Here is a 23,805-nt window from a genome sequence, read left to right on the forward strand (position 1 = left end):
GGCAGGCCGCACGGGTCTCAAAGTCACTCGACCGAAAAATCGATTGCCGGACTATATGCGACAAATTTGACCAGCACAAGAGAGCTAGGATGTGTGTCTGGCCATGGTTTTGCTAAAAAAATCGCAGCTTTAACGTCAACGCTAGGTATTTTTTATCTAAAACGCCGCCGTATCAGCGATTGCGCGCATGGTCGCTCTTTTTTGAAGGTGTTGCGACCTTACTATTAAGACGGGCAATAGATCGGTCCTGCCAGAAAAGACAGATCTAAAGTCAGAGCCCGAACGAGACATCGCTTTTCTTTGACTTTTGCGTGATATGCATAATGCGCATGTTGCGAATGGCCCGCGATTTCGTCACAGGGATTCGCGAACGGCACGTGGCGAGGCAAATATGACGTCTGAACCGGAACAGAAGCAGCCGAAGCGCAGCGCGCAAAGGAAAAGCCGCAAGCGAGGGAAGTCCCAGCGCGTTGGTATCAAGGGCTTGCTCACCCGTCAGCCGGTCCGGGACGGCAATGATCTGTTCTCACAGGTCTCGATGATGACCGGCGCTTTCTGGAATTCGCCAGTGCGCACCACGCTGATTGCACTCGGAACCGGCATTTTCGTGCTGATCGTGCTGATTGCGATTGGGCAGGTGGCCATCAACCGCTGGAACGAGCCGTTTTACGATGCGCTGGCGCGCAAGGATTTGCAGGCGTTCTTCCAGCAGCTGATGGTGTTCTTCGGTATTGCGGGCACATTGCTGGTGCTCAATGTCGCCCAGACATGGCTGAACCAGATGTTCAAGCTGAAGATGCGTGAAGGGCTGGCGCGCGATCTCGTTGGTCAATGGCTGGTGCCGGGGCGCGCCTTTCGGCTCGCCAATGCGGGCGAGATCGGCATTAATCCCGATCAGCGCCTGCATGAAGATGCGCGCCACCTTGCCGAAACATCCTGCGATCTCGGTATCAACCTGCTGCAATCGACCGTCATTCTGTTGAGCTTTGTCGGCGTATTGTGGTCGCTGTCGAGCGGATTTATTTTCAATATTGGCGGTTATAGCTTCCCGATTCCCGGCTATATGGTGTGGGCGGTGATCATATATGCCGCGTCCGCATCGTGGCTGACATGGATCGTCGGGCGCAACCTCGTCAATATCAATGCCAATCGTTATGCGCGCGAGGCGGATTTCCGCGCCTCGCTGATGCGCGTCAATGAGCATCTCGATTCGGTCACCCTTTCGCGCGGTGAGGCGGATGAGCGCCGCCGTCTCGACCTCGATATCGACGCCGTGCTGGCTGCGATCCGCAAGATCGTCTATGCGACCACGCGACTGACATGGGTGACGGCTGGTTATGGCTGGCTCACCATCGTCGCGCCGATTCTGGTCGCCGCACCGGTGTATTTCTCTGGCGGACTGACCTTCGGTGGTCTGATGATGGCCGTCGGCGCGTTTACGCAGGTGCATAATTCACTGCGCTGGTTCGTGGATAATTTCTGTGCCATTGCCGACTGGCGCGCCACACTGCTTCGTGTCGCCACTTTCCGTCAGGCAATTCTGCGCATGGATGAGTTGGGTCATCTCGACCGGCACGTCGATCTGGCCGTCAACGAAGGCGATAGGATCAGTCTCGATGATGTGTCGATTGCGGCACCCGATGGCTGTTTGCGCCTGTCGAAGAGCGCCTTCGCGGTCAAGCCGGGCGAACGGGTGTTGGTAACCGGCGGCACCGAAACCCAACGCACCTTGCTCTTTCGGGCGCTTGGCGGTCTGTGGCCATGGGGCGAGGGGCGGATCGGCATGCCAGCCAATGACGGCGTAGCCTTCATGCCACGTGCGCCTTATTTCCCGCCCGGGACATTGAAGAGCGTCATCGTCTATCCATTCGACCTGAAGAAATTCTCGCCCGAAGCGCTGGAGGGCGTGTTGCAGCGCGCCGGGCTTGACCGGCTTATCGGCAGTCTCGACTACGCCACACGCTGGGAACGGGTGCTGACCGATGACGAGCGGCAATGTCTCGCTTTCGCCCGCCTCATTCTGCAAAAGCCGCAATGGATCATCATCGATGGCGCGCTGGATGGTCTCGATGCCGAAGCCTATGATCGCATCCGGGACATTTTGACCACTGAGCTGAAAGACGCTGCTGTGATCCATCTGGGCAAGCCGCATCTGCATAACGGGTTTTTCTCCCGGCAGGTCAATCTGGAAGATGATCCCGATGGCAAGCCGCTGGAAATTCCCGCTTTAAAGAGCGCATGAAAAAAGCCGCCGGATCGCTCCGGCGGCTTTTTTCATTATCTGTAAAACAGATTATGCGCGGAAGTAATCCTGCAGCGGACGCACTTCCAGCGAACCGGCCTTCAGCGCCGCGATGGCTTCGGCCGCTGATTCTGCGCCTGCCATCGTGGTGTAGTAAGGCAGCTTCTGCATCAGCGTTGCGCGGCGGATCGACTTGGAGTCGGACACGGCGCTGGCGCTGTCGGTGGTGTTGAAGACCAGATGGATCTGACGGTTGCGGATCGCATCTTCCACATGTGGACGGCCTTCGATGACCTTGTTGACCTTGATCGCCTCGACGCCATTGTCAGCGAGGAAACGCTGCGTGCCGCCGGTTGCCATCACGCGGAAGCCGAGGCTTGCGAGCTTGCGCACAGGTGCCAGAACGCGTTCCTTGTCTTCGTCGCGCACCGACACAAACACCGTGCCTTCACGCGGCAGTTCCACGCCGGCACCAAGCTGCGCCTTGGCGAAAGCCAGTGCGTAGTCGTAGTCGAGGCCCATGACCTCGCCGGTTGAACGCATTTCCGGTCCGAGCAGCGTATCGACGCCGGGGAAACGAGCGAACGGGAACACGGCTTCCTTGACCGCGATATGCGGGCGCGATGGGGCCTGCGGCTTGCCGCCATAAGCGCCGAGCGCTGCTTCAAGGCTTTCGCCAGCCATGATGCGGGCCGCGACCTTGGCAATCGGGGTGCCGATGGTTTTGGCAACGAACGGCACCGTACGCGAAGCGCGCGGATTCACTTCGAGGATGAAGATTTCGCCATCCTTGATCGCGAACTGCACGTTCATCAGGCCGCCGACATTGAGCGCCTTGGCCAATGCTTCGGTCTGACGTTCGAGTTCGGCGACGGTTTCAGCCGAGAGCGAGTGAACCGGCAGCGAGCAGGCGCTGTCGCCGGAGTGAATACCGGCTTCTTCGATATGCTCCATGATGCCCGACACAAAGCTGTCCTTGCCATCGCAGAGGCAATCGACGTCCACTTCGATGGCCTGGGTGAGATAGGTATCGAACAGCAGCGGGTTCTTGCCGAGCAGGGTGTTGATCTGGCCGGTCTTGTCGTTCGGATATTTCGCCTTGATGTCCTCCGGGACCAGTTCCGGCACGGTGTCGAGCAGATAGGCTTGCAGCGTGCGCTCGTCATGGATGATCTGCATGGCGCGGCCACCCAGAACATAGGACGGGCGAACGACCAGCGGGAAGCCGAGGTCAGCGGCGACGAGGCGAGCCTGTTCGACCGAATAGGCAATGCCGTTCTTCGGCTGGTTCAGGTCGAGCTTGACCAGAAGCTTCTGGAAGCGGTCGCGATCTTCCGCAAGGTCGATGGCGTCCGGCGAGGTGCCGAGGATCGGAATGCCGGCCTTTTCAAGTGCATTGGCGAGCTTGAGCGGGGTCTGGCCGCCGAACTGGACAATCACGCCGTGCAGGGTGCCCTTTTCCTGTTCAACACGCAGGATTTCCAGCACGTCTTCCGCCGTCAGCGGTTCGAAATAGAGGCGGTCCGAGGTGTCGTAATCGGTCGAAACCGTTTCCGGGTTGCAGTTGATCATGATGGCTTCATAATCGGCGTCGCCGAGCGCGAAGGCAGCATGGCAGCAGCAATAATCGAACTCGATGCCCTGACCGATACGGTTCGGCCCACCGCCGAGAATGACGACCTTCTTGCGATCCGAAACTTCAGCTTCCGAACGTGGCTGACCGACGAAGGGCGTTTCATAGGTCGAGTACATGTAAGCAGTCGGCGAAGCGAATTCGGCGGCGCAGGTATCGATGCGCTTATAGACCGGATGCACGTCGAGATCGGCGCGCAGCTTGGCCACGTCCGCAGCGTCCTTGTTCGTCAGGCTGGCAAGGCGCGCGTCGGAGAAGCCCATTGCCTTCAGCATGCGCAGGTTTTCAGCGTCCTGCGGCAGACCATGTTCGCGAATGCGCTCCTCGGTCAACACGATGGCTTCGATCTGTTCGAGGAACCATGGGTCGATCTTGGAGGCGTCATGCACCTGCTCGACAGTCAGGCCGAGGCGCATGGCCTGCGCGACCATGCGCAGACGATCCGGCGTCGGCGTGCCGATGGCGGCGCGGATGGCGTTCTTCTCGTCGCCGTCCTCGATGCCGGGAATGGCGATTTCGTCAAGGCCGGTCAGGCCGGTTTCAAGACCCCGCAGCGCCTTCTGCAAGCTTTCCTGAAAAGTGCGGCCAATGGCCATCACTTCACCGACCGACTTCATGGCGGTGGTCAGGATCGGCGAGGAGCCGGGGAATTTTTCGAAAGCGAAACGCGGGATCTTGGTGACGACATAGTCGATCGACGGTTCGAACGAGGCTGGCGTCGCGCCGCCGGTGATGTCGTTGTCGAGTTCGTCCAGCGTGTAGCCGACAGCGAGCTTGGCCGCGACTTTGGCAATCGGGAAGCCGGTAGCCTTGGAAGCGAGCGCCGAAGAACGTGAGACGCGCGGGTTCATTTCAATGACGATCATGCGGCCATTGGCCGGGTTGATCGCGAACTGTACGTTGGAGCCGCCGGTTTCAACGCCGATCTCGCGCAGCACCGCAATCGAGGCGTTACGCATGATCTGGTATTCTTTGTCGGTCAGCGTCAGCGCAGGCGCGACCGTGATCGAATCGCCGGTGTGTACACCCATCGGATCGAGGTTTTCGATCGAGCAGATGATGATGCAGTTGTCCGCCTTGTCGCGGACGACTTCCATTTCATATTCTTTCCAGCCCAGAACCGACTCTTCGATCAGAACTTCGGTGGTCGGCGATGCGTCCAGACCGCGTTCGATGATTTCGAAGAATTCCTGACGGTTATAGGCGATGCCGCCGCCGGTGCCGCCGAGCGTGAAGCTCGGGCGGATGATGGCCGGAAGGCCAACCACGTCGAGCGCCTGCGCCGCCTTGGCGAGCGCGTGGGTCATGTAGCGCTGCTTGCGTTCGACTTCGCCGAGCTGCCATTCGGTTTCCAGCTTGTCGAGGGCCTTGTCCAGCGCGTCGCCCGAATATTGCGACTTCACTTCAGCGCGCTTGGCTTCATGACGCTTGCGGTCTTCGTCCTTGATTTCGGTGGCGTTGGCGAGGCGGGATTCCGGCGTATCGAGGCCGATCTTGTCCATGGCTTCACGGAACAGCGCGCGATCTTCGGCCTTGTCGATGGCCTCGGCATTGGCGCCGATCATCTCGACATTGTAGCGCTCCAGCACGCCCATGCGGCGCAGCGACAATGCGGTGTTCAGCGCGGTCTGGCCGCCCATGGTGGGCAGCAGCGCGTCCGGACGTTCCTTGGCGATGATCTTGGCGACGACTTCCGGCGTGATCGGCTCGATATAGGTCGCGTCCGCCAGATCGGGGTCGGTCATGATCGTGGCCGGATTGGAGTTGACGAGGATGATGCGGTAGCCTTCCTCTTTCAACGCCTTGCAAGCCTGCGTGCCCGAATAATCGAATTCGCAAGCCTGGCCGATGACAATGGGGCCCGCGCCGATAATCAGGATCGATTTGATATCTGTACGTTTCGGCATGGGCGCTCATCCTATCTTCTTCGCGCGCATGATCTTGTCCGAAAACCGGTTCCCATTTTCGGGATCATGCTCTTGTTTCACGCATGTCGTGGTCTCGAAACCGGTTCCCACTTTCGAGAGACATGCTGCTTAGCCTGCCAGAAAAGCCCGCACGGTTTTCCGGCGGGTTGGCAGCTTATGAATTCTGTGGGCTAAGCGGGCCTTATAGGCAATGATGACCCAAAGCGGAACCCCACAAATACGCTTATTTCAAAGAAAATGCGGGCATTCACGAAAAATCTTCGTCATTTATCTGTCTTATGCCGGTCGAGTTCGATCACGATCAGCCACCAGCCATGACAGATGGCGTGTTAGCGTGCCATAATTGGTGTGGTTTTGTTACGCCGGAGTTGCCGTTTGTGATTTGCGTGCCATTTACTTTTTATATTGCGGTGGCAACTCTTTATGCGACAATTATACGAGATAATATTTTGCGCCGCGGGGTTTACAGCGGCCGGTGTTGAGGGAGTGGGTGCATGCGCTGGCAAGGTCGTAGGCAAAGTGACAATGTGGAAGACCAGCGTAGCGGCGGTGGCGGCATAGGCGGTGGCCAGGGCAGCGGTTTCGGCGGTGGCGGGCCGGGCTTCAAGGTCGTGCGCGGAGGCGGGCTTTCCGGCATTCTCATTCTGGTCGTGATGTTCTTCGTGCTGCGCGCCTTCGGTATCGATCCGATACCGATTCTGTTCGGCAGCGGCGGCATGGACTCGTCCGTGCAGACGCAACAGCAGTCCAGTGGTCGCACGGCTGCCGAGGGCGGCGCCGTCGCCAATGACGAGATGACCCAGTTTGCCCGCACGGTGCTTGCCGAAACAGAAGATGTCTGGAGCGGTATTTTCCAGTCGCGTGGCCAGACCTATACCAAGCCGACCATGGTTCTCTTCAGCGGGCAGGTGCGTTCGGCCTGTGGTTTCGCTTCGGCTGCATCCGGGCCGTTCTACTGCCCCGGCGACCGCAAGCTCTATATCGATCTGAGCTTCTATGACGAACTGGCGAACCGTTTCGGCGCATCGGGCAATTTCGCGCAGGCCTATGTGCTGGCGCATGAAGTCGGGCACCATGTCCAGAACCTGCTCGGCATTCTGCCGAAGTTCAACCAGATGCGTCAGCAGATGAACGAAGTGCAGGCCAATCAGATGTCGGTACGCGTCGAGCTTCAGGCTGATTGTTTCGCCGGGATCTGGGGCTATTACACCGAGCAGAAGGGCATTCTGGAAACGGGTGATCTTGAAGATGCGCTTAATGCGGCGCACCAGATCGGCGATGATACCTTGCAGCGCCGCAGTCAGGGCTATGTCGTGCCGGAAAGTTTCAACCACGGCACATCGGCTCAGCGGGCCAAGTGGTTCAAGCGCGGCTTTGATACAGGCAAGCTCGAATCCTGCGATACATTCAGCGGCGACGTCTAATCCGCTCGAAATATGCGGTAAAAGGCGGCTACGGCCGCCTTTTTCTTTGCAGCTTAAGCGGTGTTTGGCAGCAATTCTGCCGACTTTCATCAAGCAGGCTTGTCGTAGAATAATTTTCCCTATAAAGGGTCTGCATCGGCGCGGCCCTTTTCCAAATCATGCGTGACGCTCAGTTTTGAGCGGCGATGACGCGCGATCCTTTCCAACAATCAAAACATGATGCTTTCTGCGGCACATCCGCATGAGCATATTTCAGGTGTTCCAATGCTTGACCCCAAATTCGTAAAGCGGGGCCTTTGGCTGGTCTTCATGACGCTGTTTCTCGATATTATCGGGATCGCGATCATCATGCCGGTTCTGCCAGCCTATCTCGAAGAACTGACCGGCGCGGATGTCAGCACCGCTGCAGTCGATGGCGGTTGGCTGCTTCTGGTCTATGCGGCGATGCAGTTTCTGTTCGCGCCGCTGATCGGAAATCTCAGCGACCGTTTCGGACGGCGGCCCGTTCTGCTGGCCTCAATTTTGACATTTGCAATCGACAATCTCATATGCGCGCTGGCAACCTCATTCTGGATGCTGTTCGTCGGACGTGTGCTGGCGGGCATCAGCGGCGCAAGCTTTGCGACCGCATCCGCCTATATTGCGGATGTCAGCGATGACAGCAATCGCGCGCGCAATTTCGGCCTGATCGGCATTGCCTTCGGCGTGGGCTTTGCGCTTGGGCCGGTTCTCGGGGGCCTGCTTGGTGAATTCGGTCCGCGCGTTCCGTTCTACGGGGCGGCGCTCTTGTCCTTCATCAATTTCGTGCTGGCCTACTTCCTGCTGCCGGAAACGCTATCCCTGCAAAACAGGCGCAGTTTCCAGATCGGACGCGCCAACCCACTCGGTGCGCTGAAGCAGTTGCGCAGCTATCCCGGCATCGGCTGGGTGATGGCGGTCTTCTTCCTGTACTGGCTGGCCCATGCGGTCTATCCGTCGGTCTGGGCCTTTGTCGGCGCCTATCGCTATAATTGGAACGAGGCACAGATCGGCCTGTCGCTTGGCATGTTCGGTATCGGTACAGCGTTCGTTATGGCAGTCGTGCTGCCGCGCGCTCTGCCTATTCTGGGCGAACGGCGCACGGCGATCATCGGCGTGCTGTTTGCCGGTCTCGGTCTGACGGGCTATGCAATCGCCTGGGAGGGCTGGATGGTCTATGCGGTCATCTTCCTGACCGCTCTGGAAGGCTTCGCCGATCCACCGCTGCGCAGTATCGCTGCGGGCAAGGTGCCGCCTTCCGCGCAAGGTGAGTTGCAGGGCGCGCTGACCAGCGTTTCGAGCATCACGACGATTATCGGGCCGCTGCTCTTCACGCAGTTGTTCAGCCATTTTACCGGCGCGAATGCCCCGTTCGACTTCGCCGGTATGCCCTATGCGGTTGCAGCTGGGTTGATCTTCATTGCGCTGGTCGTGGTGGTGGCGCGGGTGCATCCGAAGCCAAAGTCGAAGCCTGTGGACGCTTAGACGCCCACATTGGAGTATGAAAAAAGCCGGGGTGTTTGCCCCGGCTTTTTATTTTTCTCACAATAAGTTAACCGCGAAACCTCAGTTTTGGATTCACGCAGCCTGTTCGCGTTCCGGCAGAAGAGCTTCGCCCTTCTTTTCGCGGATCAGATTGATGAACCGGCGGAAGAGGTAGTGCGAGTCCTGCGGGCCGGGCGAAGCTTCCGGATGGTGCTGGACGGAGAAGACCGGCTTGCCGATGACGCGCAGGCCGCAATTGGTGCCGTCGAACAGCGAGACATGGGTTTCTTCGACATCTTCCGGCAGCGATTCGGAATCGACTGCAAAGCCGTGGTTCATCGAGACGATTTCCACCTTGCCGGTCGTGTAGTCCTTCACCGGATGGTTGGCGCCGTGATGGCCCTGATGCATCTTCTCGGTGCGACCGCCAAGCGCCAGTGCCAGCATCTGGTGACCGAGGCAGATGCCGAAAACCGGCAGGCCACTATCGACCAGTTTGCGGATGGTCGGCACGGCATATTCGCCGGTGGCTGCCGGATCGCCGGGGCCGTTCGACAGGAACACGCCATCGGGATTATAAGCCAGCACGTCGTCGGCGGTTGCCGTTGCGGGCAGAACCGTGACCTTGGCGCCGAGGCCCGAGAGCAGACGTAGAATGTTGCGCTTCACGCCGAAATCGAGCGCGACCACATGATATTGCGGGTTGTTCAGCTCGCCGAAGCTCTCGCCCTTGATCCAGGGCGTTTCGTTCCAGACCTGGCTCTGGCCGATGGTGACATCCTTGGCGAGATCAAGATTCTCCAGACCGCTCCAGCCAGCCGCGCGGGCTTTCAGGGCGTCAATGTCGAACTTGCCGTTCGGGTCATGCGCGATGACGGCATTCTGCGCGCCTCGTTCGCGGATCAGCGCGGTGAGGGCGCGGGTGTCGATGCCTGCCAGCGCGATGACGCCGCGCGCCTTCAGCCATGCGTCAAGATCTTCGCTCGAGCGATAATTGGATGGTGCGGTGATATCGGCCTTGAAGATCGCGCCGACTGCGCCGTGGCGGTTGGCTGGTGTCAGGTCTTCGATGTCTTGAATATTGGTGCCGACATTGCCGATATGGGGGAAGGTGAAGGTCACGATCTGTCCGGCATAGGACGGATCGGTCAGGATTTCTTCGTAACCGGTAAGCGCCGTGTTGAAGACAACTTCCGCTTCGATTGCGCCGGTCGCGCCGAGGCCCTTGCCTTCGATCACGGTGCCGTCGGCAAGAACCAGAACGGCGGTTCGCTTTTCGGTTGTCCAGGGTGCGGTTTTCGGGGTCGTTTCGGTCATGTTTGCACTCCTGTTTAAATTGCAGCACCTAAATCCGTGCCACGTTTAATGTTTTAGCTTCCGCACACGCTCGCGTTCCAACCCGCCAGCTCCACCCCTGTTACCGGGCGAATGGCTTGAAAGATGGGGCGTCAATGGTCATATACGCGCCAACGGGCGACGGGATCATATATGCGCCAAAAAGCAGCGGGGATTTCAAACCTCCCACTGCCAGCATGTACCGATGTCCTGCTAAGCCTTGATCAATAAAGAAACTTGGTTGCCGGGTCAATCGTCCGAGCGCACCCAATCGGGAAATAATCGCGATAATTATCGCATTATTGTTCTACGGGCGGGTAGTTCGGACAGCTCGTAGCAGCACGCGATTGCTTTATCGATCACGTTGCGGGTAATAAGAGACAAACACCGTCAGGAGACATTCGATGCTTCGCCAGGAGATTTCCCAGGCCCTCACAACCGCGCTCAAGGCGCATGAAAAGCGCCGCACATCGACGCTGCGCCTCATCCTGGCCGCCGTGAAGGACCGCGATATCGCCAACCGTTCCGCCGGCAAGGACCCGGTCGGAGATGAGGAATTGCTGGGTATTCTCGGCAAGATGGTCAAGCAGCGCGAAGAATCGGCGCGCATCTATGAAGAAGGCAGCCGCATTGAGCTGGCGGAAGCCGAGCGCGAGGAAATCGTCATTATCTCCGAGTTTCTGCCGCAGCAGATGACCGAGGAAGAAGTGAAGAAGGCTTGCGAGGACGTTATCGCCGAAATCGGCGCGCAGGGGCTGCGCGACATGGGCAAGTGCATGGCGATCCTCAAGGAACGCTATGCAGGCCAGATGGACTTCACCAAGGCAAGCGCACTGGTGAAATCGCTTTTGCAGTAGAAAGCTGTTCTGATACTGCAATAAGAAGGCCCCGTTCAAAGCGGGGCCTTCTTGTTGTTCGCGCTATCTGGATGTTATGCGGGCGCAATCGAAATCAGTCAGCGAGATTGTTTGTCATGGCCACCGCTCTGCTTATCATTGATGTCCAAAACGATATTGTAGCCGGGATGGGTACGCCTGAGCGTCAGCCTGTGATTGATCGCGCGCTGGAGGAAGTTGTCGCCCGATTGAGCGACGTGAAAGCGCGGGCGCGTTCTGCGGGCATTCCCGTGATTCTCGTGCAACATGACGGCGGGCCGGGCGACGTGCTTGAAAAAGGCACTCCGGGTTGGGCAATCCGGACCGAACTGGCGCCGCTGGCCAACGACATTGTGGTTGAAAAGACGAGCTGCGACTCATTCCACGAAACAGAGCTTCAGGACCGGCTGCGTGCGTTGGCGATAACGCATCTGGTCATCGGCGGTTGCCAGACCGAATATTGCGTTGATACAGCGGTTCGTCACGCGATCTCGCTCGGCTATGATGTGACATTGATTGCCGACGGGCACACGACGGGCGATACGGCGAGCTTGCAGTTCGCCGATATCGTGGCGCATCACAATGAAACGCTTAACGGGTTCCGGGCAGGAAGCACCCGCGGACGCACGGCTAACGCTGCCGATATCGCGTTTTAACGGCGTTAGCTCTGCTTGGCGGTCTTGAGTCGCGTTTCGCTCAGGAGGCCCTGTTCTTCCAGCACGGGATAGGCCATCGAGGCCAGCAGCGAATTGATCTGCTTCAGGTCGCGGATGGTATCGAGATGGATTGTGCTGGTCTCGATGCTGCGGGTTGAGCCTTCGCGCAGACGCGAGAAGTGGCGCAGGCTGGTCTGCTTTTCCAGTTCGCGCAGGCGATCCTTTTCCTGAACGAGCTGGCGCGCCGTGCGCCCGTCACGCGAGACGACCACGTTGAACGCCAGATGCGCATTGGCCAGAACCATGGCGTGGAAGTGGCTGAGTTCTTCCCACCCTTCCTCGGTGAATTCCAGCTTGTGGTCCATCTTCTTTTGCACCTGCGCCAGCATGTTGCGCACGATGATGTCGCCCACCTGTTCGAGCTTCACGCAGGCGCCGAGCAGTTCCTGCATCCGAAGCGCCTCAAACTCGTTGAGATCATGCGAGGCAAGCCGCGTCAGATAAAGCTTGATAGCGGCATGTTTCTTGTCCACGCGATCGTCGAGGGCGGCGAGTTCGTTGATGCGGGCCTGATCCGGCTTTTCGTAGAGGTCGATGATGCGACGCAGCATCACCTCGACGGTATCGCAGACGCCGACGACTTCGCGGGTGGCGTTGGCCAGCGCTTGCGATGGGCGGTCGAGTACGCTTGTGTCGAGGGCGCTATATTCTTCCATTTCCAGCGGCTGCGCGGGTGCAGCCGTCTTGTCGGCATTGAGGCGAACAAGCGCTTCGGTGGTGCGCAGAACCAGCCCAGAGAGCGGGATACCCGCCACCATGACAATCACGTTGAACAGGATATGTGCGTTGACCACCTGCGATACGGGATCAGCGCCGAGAAAGGCAATCGACGGCTTGAAGGTCTCGTAAAGCACCAGCATCACCAGCGAGCCTGCACCGCGCATCAGAAGATTGCCGAGTGGCACCACGCGGGTTTCCGGCGGAGCATTGCGGGTGAGGATCGGCGCGATGATCGAGGAACCGAGATTGACGCCCAGCACCATGACCACGGCCAGTTCCGGATCGATGAGGCCGCGCGATGCGAAGGTGGTCAGCAGGATGACGGCTGCGACGCTGGAATGGAACAGCCATGTCATCAGTGCGGCCAGCAGATAGGTGGTGATAGGATCGCTCGACAGATAATCGACGATCACCGGCAGAAGCTCGCTCTGGCGCAGGGGCTCGGTCGCTTGCCCGGTCATTTCCAGCGACATGATCAGAAGGCCGATGCCGACCAGAATGCGCCCGATCTGCCGCCAGTCGCGGCGCTCGGTGGTCATGAAAATGCCGGTGCCGATCACAAGGCAGAGCGGAACGAGAATGGTCAGGTCATAGCTCAAAATCTTGACGACCAGCGCCGAGCCGAGTTCGCCGCCGCGCACCGCCATCAGTCCTGCAACGCCGCTGACGAAGCCAGATCCCACGAAGGAACCGACCAGAAGTGTCACCGCCGTCGAGCTTTGCAGCGCAACCGCAAGCACCAGACCAAAGGCGACCGACAAAAGCGGGTTCTGCATCTGGTTGCGCAGGCGTCTGCGCAGACGGTCGCCATAAGCGCGCTCCACCCCGGTTCGCACCATGCGGGTGGCCCACAAAAGAAGGGCGACAGCGCCGGCAAGATGCAAAAGGACCAAAGAACCGTTCACGGCGAAATCCCTTCGGTTGGCGGTTGACGTTGAAAGCTAGAATTATCTCATAAAACGAAGAAATTATGTTCCGGCTAATTAAATATCCAAGAGATATGGGCTTATTCGCGCATAAAATCAACCGGCTTACGCTGAATGTAAAAGTTATATGACAGTTTTGTGACAGTTGCGTGACCGTAGAGCAGGCTCGTCGAAAAGGTTGTCAAACAGTCTGGGCAGAAGACTGTGATTAGCGGGGAGGGTTATGCGCGCGCGATGGACTGTCAGAGCCTGCGCGCCTATATACTCTATGGAAGACACGCCCGCTGTCGGGCCAGCTGAAAGTGAAATCTGTAATGCGTTTCCCACCCTCCTTTCTCGATGAGATCAGAGATCGTGTGCCGATCTCGACGCTGATCGGAGCACGGGTTTCGTTCGACCGCAAAAAGAGCAATCCGCCGAAGGGCGATTTCTGGGCCTGTTGTCCGTTCCATGGCGAAAACACGCCGAGCTTCCACTGCGAAGACCGCAAGGGACGTTACCACTGTTTCGGTTGCGGCGTGACTGGCGATCACTTCAAGTTTCTGACCGAACTGGAAGGCTTGAGTTTTCCAGAAGCCGTGGAGCGCGTGGCCGATATGGCGGGCGTGCCCATGCCTGCGCGCGATCCTGAAATGGAAAAGCGTGAGGCTGAGCGCGCAACGCTTTATGACGTCATGGAACTGGCGGCGCAGTTTTTCGAGGCGCAGCTACAGAGTGCTGCCGGTGCCAAGGCGCGCGCCTATCTGCGCGACCGTGGCCTTTCCAGCGCGACGCAGCAGGCGTTCCGCATGGGCTATGCGCCGGAATCGCGCAATGCCCTGAAAGAGTTTCTGGCGGGCAAGGGCGTATCGCGCGAGCAGATCGAGGCTTGCGGCCTCGTGGTGCATGGCGAGGGCATTGCCGTTTCCTATGACCGCTTCCGCGACCGCGTGATGTTCCCCATCGAGGATTTGCGCGGACGCATCATCGCATTCGGCGGCCGCGCACTTTCTGCCGATGCGCCTGCCAAATATCTGAACTCGCCGGAAACCGAACTCTTCCACAAGGGGCGGGTGCTTTATAACGGTCTGCGCGCACGCAAGGCCTGCCAGCCACAAAATGGCGAACCGGCCAAGCCGATCATCGCCGTCGAAGGCTATATGGATGTGATCGCGCTGGCGCAGGCGGGTTTCCACCACGTCGTGGCGCCGCTCGGTACGGCGCTGACCGAAGAACAGCTCGAACTTCTCTGGCGCATCAGCCCGGAACCGGTGCTTTGCTTCGACGGTGACGGTGCGGGGCTTCGCGCTGCCTATCGCGCCGCCGATCTTGGTCTGCCGACCTTGCAGCCGGGCAAGTCGCTGCGCTTTGCGCTGTTGCCGGAAGGACAGGACCCGGACGATCTGGTCAAGGCGGAAGGTCCGGCGGCGTTTCAGGCCGTGCTGCGTGACGCCAAGCCGCTGGTCGACATGATCTGGACCCGCGAAACCGTGGGCGGCGTGTTCGACACGCCGGAAAAGCGCGCCGAACTGGAAGCGCGTCTGCGCGAAATCACCAGCCGCATCGCCAATGAGGATATTCGCCGCCATTACGGTCAGGATATGCGCGAACGCGCCCAGGCATTCTTCGGGCAGGGGCGGCAGCAGGGCGGCCAGCGCAATGGGTCGTTCAACCGCCGCAACGACAATGGGCGCGGACGTGGCGCCCCTGGCATGGGCGGCGGCGGGCGATTGACGATCTCCGACAGCCTTGTTCGTTCCACGCTGGTCAAAGGCGGGCGTCCCGGTGCGGGCACCCATGCGCCGCTGCGGGAAACGGCAATCGTACTGACGCTGATGAACCATCCGCGCCTGATCGAAGAAGATTTCGAAACGATTGCCGGGCTTGATCTGGCGCATGATGCGTTGAAGACGCTGCATCTGGCCATGCTCGACGTTCTGGCCTCCGACCATGTGGACGATGGTCTGGCCATGCGTCACGCGCTGGTCGGCGCCGGGCATCGCGATCTGATCGAAACGCTGGAACAGGCGGTGAAGGGCGCAAGGCTCTGGACCGCATCCGCGCTTGCGGCGGAAGACGATGCGCGGGAAGCTTTGCGGCAGGCGCTTCACTTGCATCAGCGCGCCCGCACACTACATAAGGAGCTGCGAGCCGTGGAGGCCGCACTGGAAACCGATGAGACGGGCGAACTTTATGCGCGCCTCATCGATATACAAAATCAGATTTTAAAGGCAGATGCGACCGAAGCCCTGATCGACGGTTTCGGTCTGTCGTCCGGACGCTCTCCCGGCGGTTTCTGATTCGGATTGCCCGAATCACTTTATGGGAAAGTACCGGGAATAAGGGGTTGCGGACGGCCAATAGCGCTCTAATTAGAGCATTTCCAGCAAAAGTGCGTAGCGGTTTTGCGTAGGATCATGCGTAAAAACAAATAGATAGAGCGGTTTCACGATTCCGTTTTAACCGGAACCGCTCTAGCCCGCGGATGGACCGCGACAACAAATGATTCGCTTTTTGAGGGCGAATCAGGTGAGTCGCTCTTGACGAATGGCGTAAATGACGGAATCACGACAGTTCGAACAAGGATAGAACGGATACCGATGATGTTCCGATACCTCTGCTCCGTGGGAAGCGGGATGCGGAACAAGGGCAAAAAACCGTTGCGATGACGTGATGTCACCGGCTCTGCCCACAGAAAATCGATCACGATGGAGCCTGATACCGAGGGCAGGGTTAATCCGCCATTAACGGCAAATCAGCTACTCGCAGAATCAACCGGCGGCTTGCAGGCTCGCAAAACCGTTCGGACACTCTATATATCTTAAAAGCGACCGGGGTCGCCTGGAGAAGAACATATGGCAACGAAGGTTAAGGAAAACGAAGAAGCCGAAGTCGAGCGCGAAGGTGCTGCCGACGGTCCGCTTCTCGACCTTTCTGACGATGCTGTCAAGAAGATGATCAAGGTCGCGAAGAAGCGTGGCTATGTGACCATGGACGAGCTGAACGCCGTTCTTCCTTCCGAGGAAGTGACGTCGGAGCAGATCGAAGATACCATGGCCATGCTTTCCGACATGGGCATCAACGTCGTTGAAGACGACGAGCAAGACAACGATCGCGAAGAAAACAACAACGACGACGACGCGGAAGAAGGCGGCGATTTGGTCGAAGCTGGCGGCACTGCCGTTGCCACCACGACGACCAAGAAAGAGCCGACGGACCGCACCGACGACCCCGTGCGCATGTATCTGCGCGAAATGGGTTCGGTGGAGCTTCTGTCGCGCGAAGGCGAAATCGCCATCGCAAAGCGCATCGAAGCCGGTCGCGAAACGATGATTGCCGGGCTGTGCGAAAGCCCGCTGACTTTCCAGGCCATCATCATCTGGCGCGATCAGTTGAATGAATCCAACATTCTCCTGCGCGAAATCATCGACCTTGAAACCACCTATGCCGGTCCGGAAGCCAAGCAGGCGCCGGTGATCGAGCGTGTGGAAGAAGAACGTCCGCGCGACGACAAGCCCGCGCGCCGTTCGCGTGACGACGACGACATCACCAATGTCGGCGGCGACATGCCAGCGGAAGAGGAAGAAGAGGACGAGGACGAAGCCAACCTGTCGCTGGCGGCCATGGAAGCCGAACTGCGCCCACAGGTCATGGAAACGCTCGACCTCATCGCCGATACCTACAAGAAGCTGCGCAAGCTGCAGGACCAGCAGGTTGAAGGCCGTCTGGCCGCGACCGGCGAACTCTCCTCCAGCCAGGAGCGCCGCTACAAGGAACTGAAAGACGAGCTGATCACCGCCGTGAAGTCGCTCTCTCTCAATCAGAATCGTATCGAACAGCTCGTCGAACAGCTCTACGATATCAATAAGCGTCTGGTTCAGAACGAAGGCAAGCTTCTGCGTCTGGCTGAATCCTTCGGCGTGCGTCGCGATGAGTTCCTGAAGGAATATCAGGGCCACGAACTCGATCCGAACTGGGTTGAGCGCGTCGGTCTGCTATCGGCTCGCGGCTGGAAGGATTTTGCCGCCAAGGAAGTGGGTACGATTGCCCGTCTGCGCAGCGAAATTCAGAACCTCGCCACTGAAACCGCGATTTCGATCGGCGAATTCCGCCGCATCGTCAATCAGGTACAGAAGGGCGAACGCGAAGCCAGCATCGCCAAGAAGGAAATGGTCGAGGCCAATCTGCGTCTCGTGATTTCCATTGCCAAGAAGTACACGAACCGTGGCCTTCAGTTCCTCGATCTCATTCAGGAAGGCAATATCGGCCTGATGAAAGCGGTCGACAAGTTCGAATACCGTCGCGGTTACAAGTTCTCGACCTATGCGACATGGTGGATTCGTCAGGCAATCACCCGTTCGATTGCCGATCAGGCGCGCACCATCCGTATTCCGGTGCACATGATCGAAACGATCAACAAGATCGTCCGCACGTCGCGCCAGATGCTGCACGAAATCGGTCGTGAGCCGACGCCGGAAGAACTGGCCGAAAAGCTTGCCATGCCGCTCGAAAAAGTGCGCAAGGTGCTGAAGATCGCCAAGGAGCCGATCTCTCTCGAAACGCCAGTCGGCGACGAGGAAGATTCACATCTGGGTGATTTCATCGAGGACAAGAACGCACTGCTGCCGATCGACGCCGCTATTCAGGCGAACCTGCGCGATACGACGACCCGTGTTCTCGCTTCGCTGACACCGCGTGAAGAACGCGTTCTGCGTATGCGTTTCGGTATTGGTATGAACACCGACCACACGCTCGAAGAAGTCGGCCAGCAGTTCTCGGTTACCCGTGAACGTATCCGTCAGATCGAAGCGAAGGCGCTGCGCAAGCTCAAGCATCCGAGCCGTTCGCGCAAGCTGCGTTCGTTCCTCGATTCTTAAAACGGGAGGAAACCATGTCGTTCCTGAAGCGTCTGTTCGGCGGCGGTGGTGAAGCCGCTGAGAAATCAGCGGAGCCGAAAGAGGCCGGTCGTACCGAGCACAAGGATTTTCTGATCGTCGCCACGCCTTACAGCGAAGGCGGTCAGTATCAGGTGTGCGGTGTGATTTCCAAAACGATCAATGGTGAATTGAAGGAATATCGCTTCGTTCGCGCTGACCGTTGCCCCGGCATCGAGGATGCCGCCAGCATTGCGCTGAACAAGGGTCGCCAGATCGTTGACGAGCAGGGCGAGCATATCTTCCGCTGATCGTCTCGATTGCAAATGAAAGCGCCGCGCATGGACCCATGCGCGGCGCTTTTTATTGAGACTGTCCCGATGATCGGATCAATCCGGATGGCACACAAAGGCAACCATTTTGCGCACAATCGGCAGAAGCATCAGCAGAACCGGGAAAGCCACGATCCACGAAACCACCCATGAACTCATCCAGTTGGATGCGAGATCGGGATGGGTGAGGCCGAGGCTTTTCGCGGTTGCGATCAGCGAGACCACCAGTGTCATCAGCATCGAAAGAATGAGCGGCATGACGAAAGACGCATAATGCGCTGGCAGTTTCCTGCGACGCGGCGTGTCAGAATTTGGCATGATAGTACCTGGAATTCAGAGCGGAAAACGGAACACAACGTCAGTGCATCGGCGGCCGTTTCCGGTCGGTTGATGCGTTGCCTGACGTTAGACGCTTACGATCATGGGAATGATGCTTCTGACTTAGCCCAGGCAGGCCGGGCTTTCAATAGTCAATTAGCCGTACGCATCAGCTCCAGTCAGGGCGGCGATTTGTCCACGCTATTCCCGACATATTTCCGATATAGGCTCAGACATGACCGACAAACCATTCTGGAAAACCAAAAAGCTCAATCAGCTGACCCGCAGCGAGTGGGAAAGCCTGTGCGACGGTTGTGGCCAGTGCTGCCTGCATAAATTGCAGGACGACGACACCAACGAGATTTACTGGACGAGCGTGGCCTGCACTTTGCTCAATGCTGAAACCTGCCAGTGCCGCGATTATCCAAACCGCAGGGCCACCGTGCCGGATTGCGTATTCCTGACGCCGGAAATCGTCGATGAAGTGGACTGGTTGCCGGTGACCTGCGCTTATCGTCTCGTTGCGGAAGGCTCCGACCTTTACTGGTGGCATCCGCTGGTTTCCGGCTCGCGGGATACTGTGCATGAGGCGGGCGTTTCGGTGCGAGGCAAGGTAACCGCCTTCGATCATGACATGGAAGATGACGAGGATTATCTCGATCACATGGTCATGCCCGATTGAATGCGCATTCTTTATAACATTGCTTAAATTTAATAGAGAGCAGGCAGCACTTTTCAGTTCTCTTAATTCTTTGAATTTGAATGGGTTTTACCAGTGGTTTCCTGCCTTATTCATCTCTCTCGTCTTAACTGAATGTCAGATGAACGGAGGCTTTTCGTTTCGTTCATCTTCCTCGTTCTAATTATCGGGTGTCTCAGGCGGAGGGCCTGACACTCAATTGGAAGAGGTTCAAAATGTCCGCTATTTCGCTCAAGTCGTTTGCCGTTACCGCTGCACTCGGTCTTGCCGCCGTCTTTACGGTCGGCGCATCGGCGAATGCCGCGCCTGCAATGACAACACCGGCTGTCAGCACTGCCGCGCATGGCGCAGTTATCAATGTCGATTATCGCGGTCGTCCGCATCATGGACGTCCGGCCTATCGCGGCCCTGCCTGCTCTGTTGAATCCGCCAAGATGAAGGCGCATCGCATGGGCATTCGCAATGCGCGCGTTGCTTATCGTGGCAAATCCGTGCAGGTGCGCGGCTTCCGCCATGGCCGTCCGAGCGGCGTTGTATTCGCCAATGCGCGCGGCTGCCCGATCATCCGCTAATGTGATGTAAAGATAAAAGAAAAGGGGCGCCTGGCGCCCCTTTTTTGTTGGCCGAAACTGTCCTTATTGCTTGATCTCGTAGACGACATTGACCGAAACATTGAAGCTGTTTTCGCCAGCTGCGACCGGAACGGCATCTTCCGGAGCGGCGGCAGCCATGGTCTTGAACTGGCCGCGGGCGATTGGCATCGGCATGGGCGGACGGCCCTGTTCGGTGATTTCGATGACACGGCCGAGACCGACGCCCGCGGCATCGGCAAGCGTCTTGGCCTTGGCAGCAGCGTCGGCCACGGCGCGCTTGCGCGCTTCGTTGATGGTTGCAGCCGGATTGTCGTTGACGAAGCTCAGATCGCCGCCCTGATTGACGCCGAGTGTAATGGACTGGTCGAGTACTTCGCCGACCTTGGCAAGATCACGGACGCGCACGGTGAGGCTGTTGGTGACCGCATAGCTTGTGATGCTCGGTTCCTTGAGGCCGTTCTTGTCGTCAGGGAAAACATAGCGCGGCTGGATATTGATGCCGCCGGTCTGGAGGTCGCGCCCTTCGATGCCGGCTTTTTTCATGGCGTCGAGAACTTTGGCCATGGCATCGTTATTGGCGGTCATCGCTTCGCGGGCAGTCTGGGCTTCGCGCAGAACGGTGAGATTGAGAATCGCCATGTCAGGTGCGGCTGTCGTGGTGCCTTCACCGGTCACGGCAATGCGCGCAGGCTGTCTCGACATCTGGTTCTCCTGGGCTGCGGCGGGCAGGGCGAGAGCGCCTGCGAGCATGATTGCCGAAAAAGAGGCTGCTATGAGCGTGGTAGCGCGGTTTTTCATGAAATCTCCTGTAGAGAATGTTGAGGCAGCTTATTGAAAGCAATCCGGGTTATCGGTTCGCTTTATCGTTGAAATCGTTTGTTTCTTAAGTTCCCTCTCATGCGCGTCGCCATGATATAAGAATGGAAATGCCCCTTTAATGCAACCGGGGGCTTCAAATCCTGACCATCGTGGCTTGCTGACGCCATCCATCGCAATCGAATATGTGCGCATTAGGGCGACTGGCAGATTTGACAGTTGTATCTTCCGTTTCTTTAGGGTACGTGCAGTGTTGCGTGGGGCCTGTAGCTCAATTGGTTAGAGCCGGCGGCTCATAACCGCTTGGTTGGGGGTTCGAGTCCCTCCGGGCCCACCATTTCCTTTAAAAGCAAAGACTTACAGATCGGCTTTCGTGTTTCGAAAGCCGCGCACCGACCACGTTCGTGCTGCTTCGCCCGTCATTTCCCGATCATATCCATTGTTCTGTCTGCCGGGCTGATATCGCGCTGCTGTGCCCTGTTTGAATTGCGGATTCTTATTCTCAAATTTTCAACAAATTTTTAGGTCTTTGTTAAGGAAATAGTAACGCAATGTTATAATTTTTTAACATGCGTGATTTTGCAATATTATGGAGGTTTTCGGCGATGAGGAAAAATGCAACCACCGTTGCGTTAGCACTGGCAGGGTTGGTGGCGAGTTCTCTCGTGGCTACGGCAAAGACGAATTATATCGGAGAATTCAAGGACTGGGGCGTTTATCAGAACACTGATCTGCCCGGTAACAAATGCTATGCTTTGACGGTTCCGGTTAAATTCCATCCCGTAGATGTCAGGCACGGCGATAATTTCATCATTATTTCCAAGTCGAGCGGACAGTACAGCCCGCAGCTTGTCATGGGCTATGATCTCAAGGCAGACAAAGCCGTGAATGTCATGGTGGATGGCACAGCATTTCCTTTCTTCAGTGAAGGCAATCGCGCCTGGGCGGAAAATGTCGCCGATGAAACGCGGATTATAAAGGCAATGCGTGCAGGCAAGGCGGTCAATGTGCAGGCGGTTTCAGCGCGTGGCACGCAGACGCGCTACACATTCTCGCTGATCGGCCTTTCGGCATCGCTTCAGCGCGTCGATGGCTGCTGACCGGAGCCTCAGTAAAGAAAGACCCCGCCATTGGGCGGGGCCTTGGAGTTCCATCAAAGTCCGAGGAACTTGAACGGTTCGGTTTCCTTGAACTGATCGTTGGCCATGCCGGAGAAGGTGTTGGTCTGGTCGGGCCCGAGATCGAGCTTCTTCACCTTGCCGGTTTCGGGCGAAAAATCGACCTTGTTGAGGTCGATCCAGAATGTATTCGGTGTCAGTGCGGATTCGAAGAAATAGAGCTTGCGCTTGTGGTCGGCCACGGTGCGCCAGCGGGTCGATGAAATATTCGGCTGATCGGGCGTGCTGATGCCGAACGGCACCGAGACATTTCGAATCACGCTGAACACGCTGGCGATGGTTTTCACCGGATCTTCCGTTTTCGGAATGGCATTCACGTAGAAAGAAGCCCGGGCGAAGCGGTCGGCGGCGCGGTTGGTGCCCGGCAGCATCACGGTGCCGCCGATATCCTTCCAATAGGCGTTGAGCGCCAACTGCTGGTCAAAGGTCGGTGAATTGGTCATCACCGGATATTGCTTGCCGTGGTGGATGACCTGCTTGCCGTCGATATATTCGATGATGGCGCTGTCGCCGCTGGAATCCGACATGGCCAGATGCAGCGTGGCGAGGCGATCTTCCCCTGGCACCTTGTCGGTCACGACATTGAACGGATTGTCGCTCAGCGCTTTGACCGCTTCATCGACAGTTGCGAAATTGTCGAGGACATATTGCGTCCAGGCGGCGATGCTGAGGCTTGGATGCTTTTCATCGAAGGGCGGATATTCCGATTCCACCAGCCACAGCACGCTTGCCGAAAGCCCCGCTTCATTGAGGCCGTCCGTGGTTGAAATGTCATAGCCGGAGGCGATGACGCTGCCATATTTGGATTGCCACTGCACGGAATTCGGCCCGGCTTCGCCGGAGCGTTTCATACCGCGCGGAAAAATCCAGAGATTGGTCGCCACGTCGACTTTCCAGTCCATGGAACGGGCCGTTATGATCTGGTCATTGGCACCGTGATAGACGAGGCGCGTGCATGCCTCGGCGACAGGAGCAGCAATCATGCTGCCCGCCACAAGCAATGCGGTGCATGTGGCAGCAAAAGAACGTTTCAATGTAGGCATGGAATGGCCCCTGATGTTCGTTTCAATGCGGGATCGGAACGGATCGGCGTAGAACGCCCCGAAACCGATATAGGGCGGGGGCTGGCGAAGAAAAGCGCGTTAAAAACGTTGTTATGCCTTTTTGTTTAGTGATGATCGCCCGTGTCGCCGGGCTTGCGATTGACACCCTGAAGGATGACTTCGAGAAGCCACGGTTTCTTTTCGATGACTGCGGAAAGATCGTCGGCGCGAATGCTAAAGCCGGCTTCCTTGAGCATCGTATCAGCTGCTGCGCCCGAACCGTTTGTCTTGTCCAGAGCCAGACGGTGCGCGCGGCGCAGCAGCATTTCCGCCGGTGTAAAGCCGCCATCCGCGAGGCTTTTTTCTATCCGGCGTTGGAGCTCTTCAGGAACCACCATTGTGCAATTGCCCTCATCGATCTTTGATATTGTTTGAAGCTGCCCCGCTTCAGGGAGATTCCGCCCGAGACTTTATAGATAGGCCTGTTGAAGAATTTGAGAATATGAAAAGTAAAATCGCGGGATCGCTCGCGTTCGGCGTCTTTCCGCCACATGAACAAAATTTTGCCGTTGTTTCCCTTGTTTGGCGATTTGACGCCTCTTACATAAGGCAATAGCCCATCCGGGGAACGACGGCGTGATTTTGATCGGCGTCGGGAAGGGCTCTGTCT

At 57.8% G+C, this 23,805-nt stretch carries 19 protein-coding genes and 1 tRNA gene; 12 read left to right on the forward strand and 8 right to left on the reverse strand.

The genetic code is table 11. The annotated features are described in order from the left end of the window. Positions 1–391 precede the first annotated feature (391 nt). Positions 392–2,242, forward strand: coding sequence for an ABC transporter ATP-binding protein/permease (locus HWD97_RS09710; protein ID WP_371834973.1), 1,851 nt, complete (start codon positions 392–394; stop codon positions 2,240–2,242). A gap of 51 nt (positions 2,243–2,293) precedes the next feature. Here the strand turns inward: HWD97_RS09710 and carB are convergent, their stop codons facing one another. After that, positions 2,294–5,782 carry a carbamoyl-phosphate synthase large subunit gene (carB, locus tag HWD97_RS09715; RefSeq protein WP_109369459.1) on the reverse strand — a complete coding sequence of 1,163 codons (3,489 nt, stop codon included), beginning with the start codon at positions 5,780–5,782 and terminating at the stop codon, positions 2,294–2,296. 515 nt (positions 5,783–6,297) lie between these two features. On the opposite strand from carB, the gene HWD97_RS09720 reads away from it, so the two are divergent. Both HWD97_RS09720 and HWD97_RS09725 read left to right on the forward strand, forming a co-directional pair. Further along, a complete protein-coding gene (locus tag HWD97_RS09720) occupies positions 6,298–7,227 on the forward strand; it encodes a neutral zinc metallopeptidase (protein WP_109369458.1) in 930 nt (309 codons plus the stop codon). A gap of 264 nt (positions 7,228–7,491) precedes the next feature. Continuing rightward, on the forward strand, positions 7,492–8,730 hold the full coding sequence (locus tag HWD97_RS09725; protein WP_109370268.1) for a TCR/Tet family MFS transporter: 1,239 nt from the start codon (positions 7,492–7,494) through the stop codon (positions 8,728–8,730). Positions 8,731–8,823: 93 nt separating this feature from the next. Here HWD97_RS09725 and carA read toward each other — a convergent pair whose 3' ends face one another. After that, positions 8,824–10,047, reverse strand: a complete 1,224-nt coding sequence (gene carA, locus HWD97_RS09730) for a glutamine-hydrolyzing carbamoyl-phosphate synthase small subunit (protein ID WP_109369457.1) — start codon at positions 10,045–10,047, stop codon at positions 8,824–8,826. 422 nt (positions 10,048–10,469) lie between these two features. Between carA and HWD97_RS09735 the strand changes: the two genes are divergently transcribed. Further along, a complete protein-coding gene (locus HWD97_RS09735) occupies positions 10,470–10,922 on the forward strand; it encodes a GatB/YqeY domain-containing protein (RefSeq protein WP_109369456.1) in 453 nt (150 codons plus the stop codon). 116 nt (positions 10,923–11,038) lie between these two features. Then, positions 11,039–11,596, forward strand: coding sequence for a cysteine hydrolase family protein (locus tag HWD97_RS09740; protein ID WP_109369455.1), 558 nt, complete (start codon positions 11,039–11,041; stop codon positions 11,594–11,596). Between the two features lie 5 nt (positions 11,597–11,601). Here the strand turns inward: HWD97_RS09740 and HWD97_RS09745 are convergent, their stop codons facing one another. Continuing rightward, positions 11,602–13,281 (reverse strand): Na/Pi cotransporter family protein, encoded by a 1,680-nt coding sequence (locus tag HWD97_RS09745; protein ID WP_109369454.1) that lies wholly within the window; start codon positions 13,279–13,281, stop codon positions 11,602–11,604. 335 nt (positions 13,282–13,616) lie between these two features. Between HWD97_RS09745 and dnaG the strand changes: the two genes are divergently transcribed. The 3 genes from dnaG (at position 13,617) to HWD97_RS09760 (ending at position 18,466) form a co-directional block, all read left to right on the forward strand. Next, positions 13,617–15,581: a DNA primase gene (dnaG, locus tag HWD97_RS09750; RefSeq protein ID WP_109369453.1), complete on the forward strand. Its 1,965-nt coding sequence runs from the start codon at positions 13,617–13,619 to the stop codon at positions 15,579–15,581. Positions 15,582–16,136: 555 nt separating this feature from the next. Further along, the gene (gene rpoD, locus HWD97_RS09755) at positions 16,137–18,158 is read left to right on the forward strand and encodes an RNA polymerase sigma factor RpoD (RefSeq protein ID WP_109369452.1); all 2,022 of its coding nucleotides are present in this window, start codon (positions 16,137–16,139) and stop codon (positions 18,156–18,158) included. A gap of 14 nt (positions 18,159–18,172) precedes the next feature. Continuing rightward, positions 18,173–18,466, forward strand: a complete 294-nt coding sequence (locus tag HWD97_RS09760) for an HlyU family transcriptional regulator (RefSeq protein WP_078338696.1) — start codon at positions 18,173–18,175, stop codon at positions 18,464–18,466. Between the two features lie 78 nt (positions 18,467–18,544). On the opposite strand, the gene HWD97_RS09765 is transcribed toward HWD97_RS09760, so the two are convergent. Beyond that, positions 18,545–18,805 (reverse strand): DUF2798 domain-containing protein, encoded by a 261-nt coding sequence (locus tag HWD97_RS09765; RefSeq protein WP_109369451.1) that lies wholly within the window; start codon positions 18,803–18,805, stop codon positions 18,545–18,547. Positions 18,806–19,040: 235 nt separating this feature from the next. Here HWD97_RS09765 and HWD97_RS09770 point away from each other — a divergent pair, with 235 nt between their 5' ends. Next, positions 19,041–19,487: a YcgN family cysteine cluster protein gene (locus HWD97_RS09770; protein ID WP_109369450.1), complete on the forward strand. Its 447-nt coding sequence runs from the start codon at positions 19,041–19,043 to the stop codon at positions 19,485–19,487. Positions 19,488–19,720: 233 nt separating this feature from the next. Continuing rightward, the gene (locus HWD97_RS09775) at positions 19,721–20,077 is read left to right on the forward strand and encodes an antifreeze protein (RefSeq protein WP_124915827.1); all 357 of its coding nucleotides are present in this window, start codon (positions 19,721–19,723) and stop codon (positions 20,075–20,077) included. Positions 20,078–20,140: 63 nt separating this feature from the next. Here HWD97_RS09775 and HWD97_RS09780 read toward each other — a convergent pair whose 3' ends face one another. After that, the gene (locus tag HWD97_RS09780) at positions 20,141–20,896 is read right to left on the reverse strand and encodes an SIMPL domain-containing protein (RefSeq protein WP_109369448.1); all 756 of its coding nucleotides are present in this window, start codon (positions 20,894–20,896) and stop codon (positions 20,141–20,143) included. Between the two features lie 278 nt (positions 20,897–21,174). On the opposite strand from HWD97_RS09780, the gene HWD97_RS09785 reads away from it, so the two are divergent. Together HWD97_RS09785 and HWD97_RS09790 are read left to right on the forward strand one after the other, a co-directional pair. Continuing rightward, positions 21,175–21,251: transfer RNA gene (locus HWD97_RS09785), tRNA-Ile, on the forward strand. A 268-nt stretch (positions 21,252–21,519) separates the two neighbouring features. Beyond that, on the forward strand, positions 21,520–22,014 hold the full coding sequence (locus HWD97_RS09790) for an invasion associated locus B family protein (protein WP_109369447.1): 495 nt from the start codon (positions 21,520–21,522) through the stop codon (positions 22,012–22,014). A gap of 53 nt (positions 22,015–22,067) precedes the next feature. Here the strand turns inward: HWD97_RS09790 and HWD97_RS09795 are convergent, their stop codons facing one another. The 3 genes from HWD97_RS09795 to HWD97_RS09805 all read right to left on the reverse strand — a co-directional run. Then, on the reverse strand, positions 22,068–23,135 hold the full coding sequence (locus tag HWD97_RS09795) for a linear amide C-N hydrolase (protein ID WP_109369446.1): 1,068 nt from the start codon (positions 23,133–23,135) through the stop codon (positions 22,068–22,070). Between the two features lie 125 nt (positions 23,136–23,260). Next, the gene (locus HWD97_RS09800) at positions 23,261–23,533 is read right to left on the reverse strand and encodes a hypothetical protein (RefSeq protein WP_109369445.1); all 273 of its coding nucleotides are present in this window, start codon (positions 23,531–23,533) and stop codon (positions 23,261–23,263) included. Between the two features lie 72 nt (positions 23,534–23,605). Beyond that, positions 23,606–23,805, reverse strand: a 200-nt coding sequence (locus HWD97_RS09805; protein ID WP_371834974.1) for a hypothetical protein, incomplete at its 5' end; no start/stop codon positions are given.

Origin of the sequence: Ochrobactrum sp. C6C9 (assembly GCF_022627935.1) — a bacterium.
In the GTDB taxonomy this organism is placed as follows: Bacteria; Pseudomonadota; Alphaproteobacteria; order Rhizobiales; family Rhizobiaceae; genus Brucella; species Brucella teleogrylli.

Excerpts from the sequence above, each read along its gene's own strand:
- HWD97_RS09710 (WP_371834973.1), top strand. The coding sequence starts at position 392 with ATGACGTCTGAACCGGAACAGAAGCAGCCGAAGCGCAGCGCGCAAAGG.
- carB (WP_109369459.1), bottom strand. The coding sequence starts at position 5,782 with ATGCCGAAACGTACAGATATCAAATCGATCCTGATTATCGGCGCGGGC.
- HWD97_RS09720 (WP_109369458.1), top strand. The coding sequence starts at position 6,298 with ATGCGCTGGCAAGGTCGTAGGCAAAGTGACAATGTGGAAGACCAGCGT.
- HWD97_RS09725 (WP_109370268.1), top strand. The coding sequence starts at position 7,492 with ATGCTTGACCCCAAATTCGTAAAGCGGGGCCTTTGGCTGGTCTTCATG.
- carA (WP_109369457.1), bottom strand. The coding sequence starts at position 10,047 with ATGACCGAAACGACCCCGAAAACCGCACCCTGGACAACCGAAAAGCGA.
- HWD97_RS09735 (WP_109369456.1), top strand. The coding sequence starts at position 10,470 with ATGCTTCGCCAGGAGATTTCCCAGGCCCTCACAACCGCGCTCAAGGCG.
- HWD97_RS09740 (WP_109369455.1), top strand. The coding sequence starts at position 11,039 with ATGGCCACCGCTCTGCTTATCATTGATGTCCAAAACGATATTGTAGCC.
- dnaG (WP_109369453.1), top strand. The coding sequence starts at position 13,617 with ATGCGTTTCCCACCCTCCTTTCTCGATGAGATCAGAGATCGTGTGCCG.
- rpoD (WP_109369452.1), top strand. The coding sequence starts at position 16,137 with ATGGCAACGAAGGTTAAGGAAAACGAAGAAGCCGAAGTCGAGCGCGAA.
- HWD97_RS09760 (WP_078338696.1), top strand. The coding sequence starts at position 18,173 with ATGTCGTTCCTGAAGCGTCTGTTCGGCGGCGGTGGTGAAGCCGCTGAG.
- HWD97_RS09765 (WP_109369451.1), bottom strand. The coding sequence starts at position 18,805 with ATGCCAAATTCTGACACGCCGCGTCGCAGGAAACTGCCAGCGCATTAT.
- HWD97_RS09770 (WP_109369450.1), top strand. The coding sequence starts at position 19,041 with ATGACCGACAAACCATTCTGGAAAACCAAAAAGCTCAATCAGCTGACC.
- HWD97_RS09775 (WP_124915827.1), top strand. The coding sequence starts at position 19,721 with ATGTCCGCTATTTCGCTCAAGTCGTTTGCCGTTACCGCTGCACTCGGT.
- HWD97_RS09780 (WP_109369448.1), bottom strand. The coding sequence starts at position 20,896 with ATGAAAAACCGCGCTACCACGCTCATAGCAGCCTCTTTTTCGGCAATC.
- HWD97_RS09790 (WP_109369447.1), top strand. The coding sequence starts at position 21,520 with ATGAGGAAAAATGCAACCACCGTTGCGTTAGCACTGGCAGGGTTGGTG.
- HWD97_RS09795 (WP_109369446.1), bottom strand. The coding sequence starts at position 23,135 with ATGCCTACATTGAAACGTTCTTTTGCTGCCACATGCACCGCATTGCTT.
- HWD97_RS09800 (WP_109369445.1), bottom strand. The coding sequence starts at position 23,533 with ATGGTGGTTCCTGAAGAGCTCCAACGCCGGATAGAAAAAAGCCTCGCG.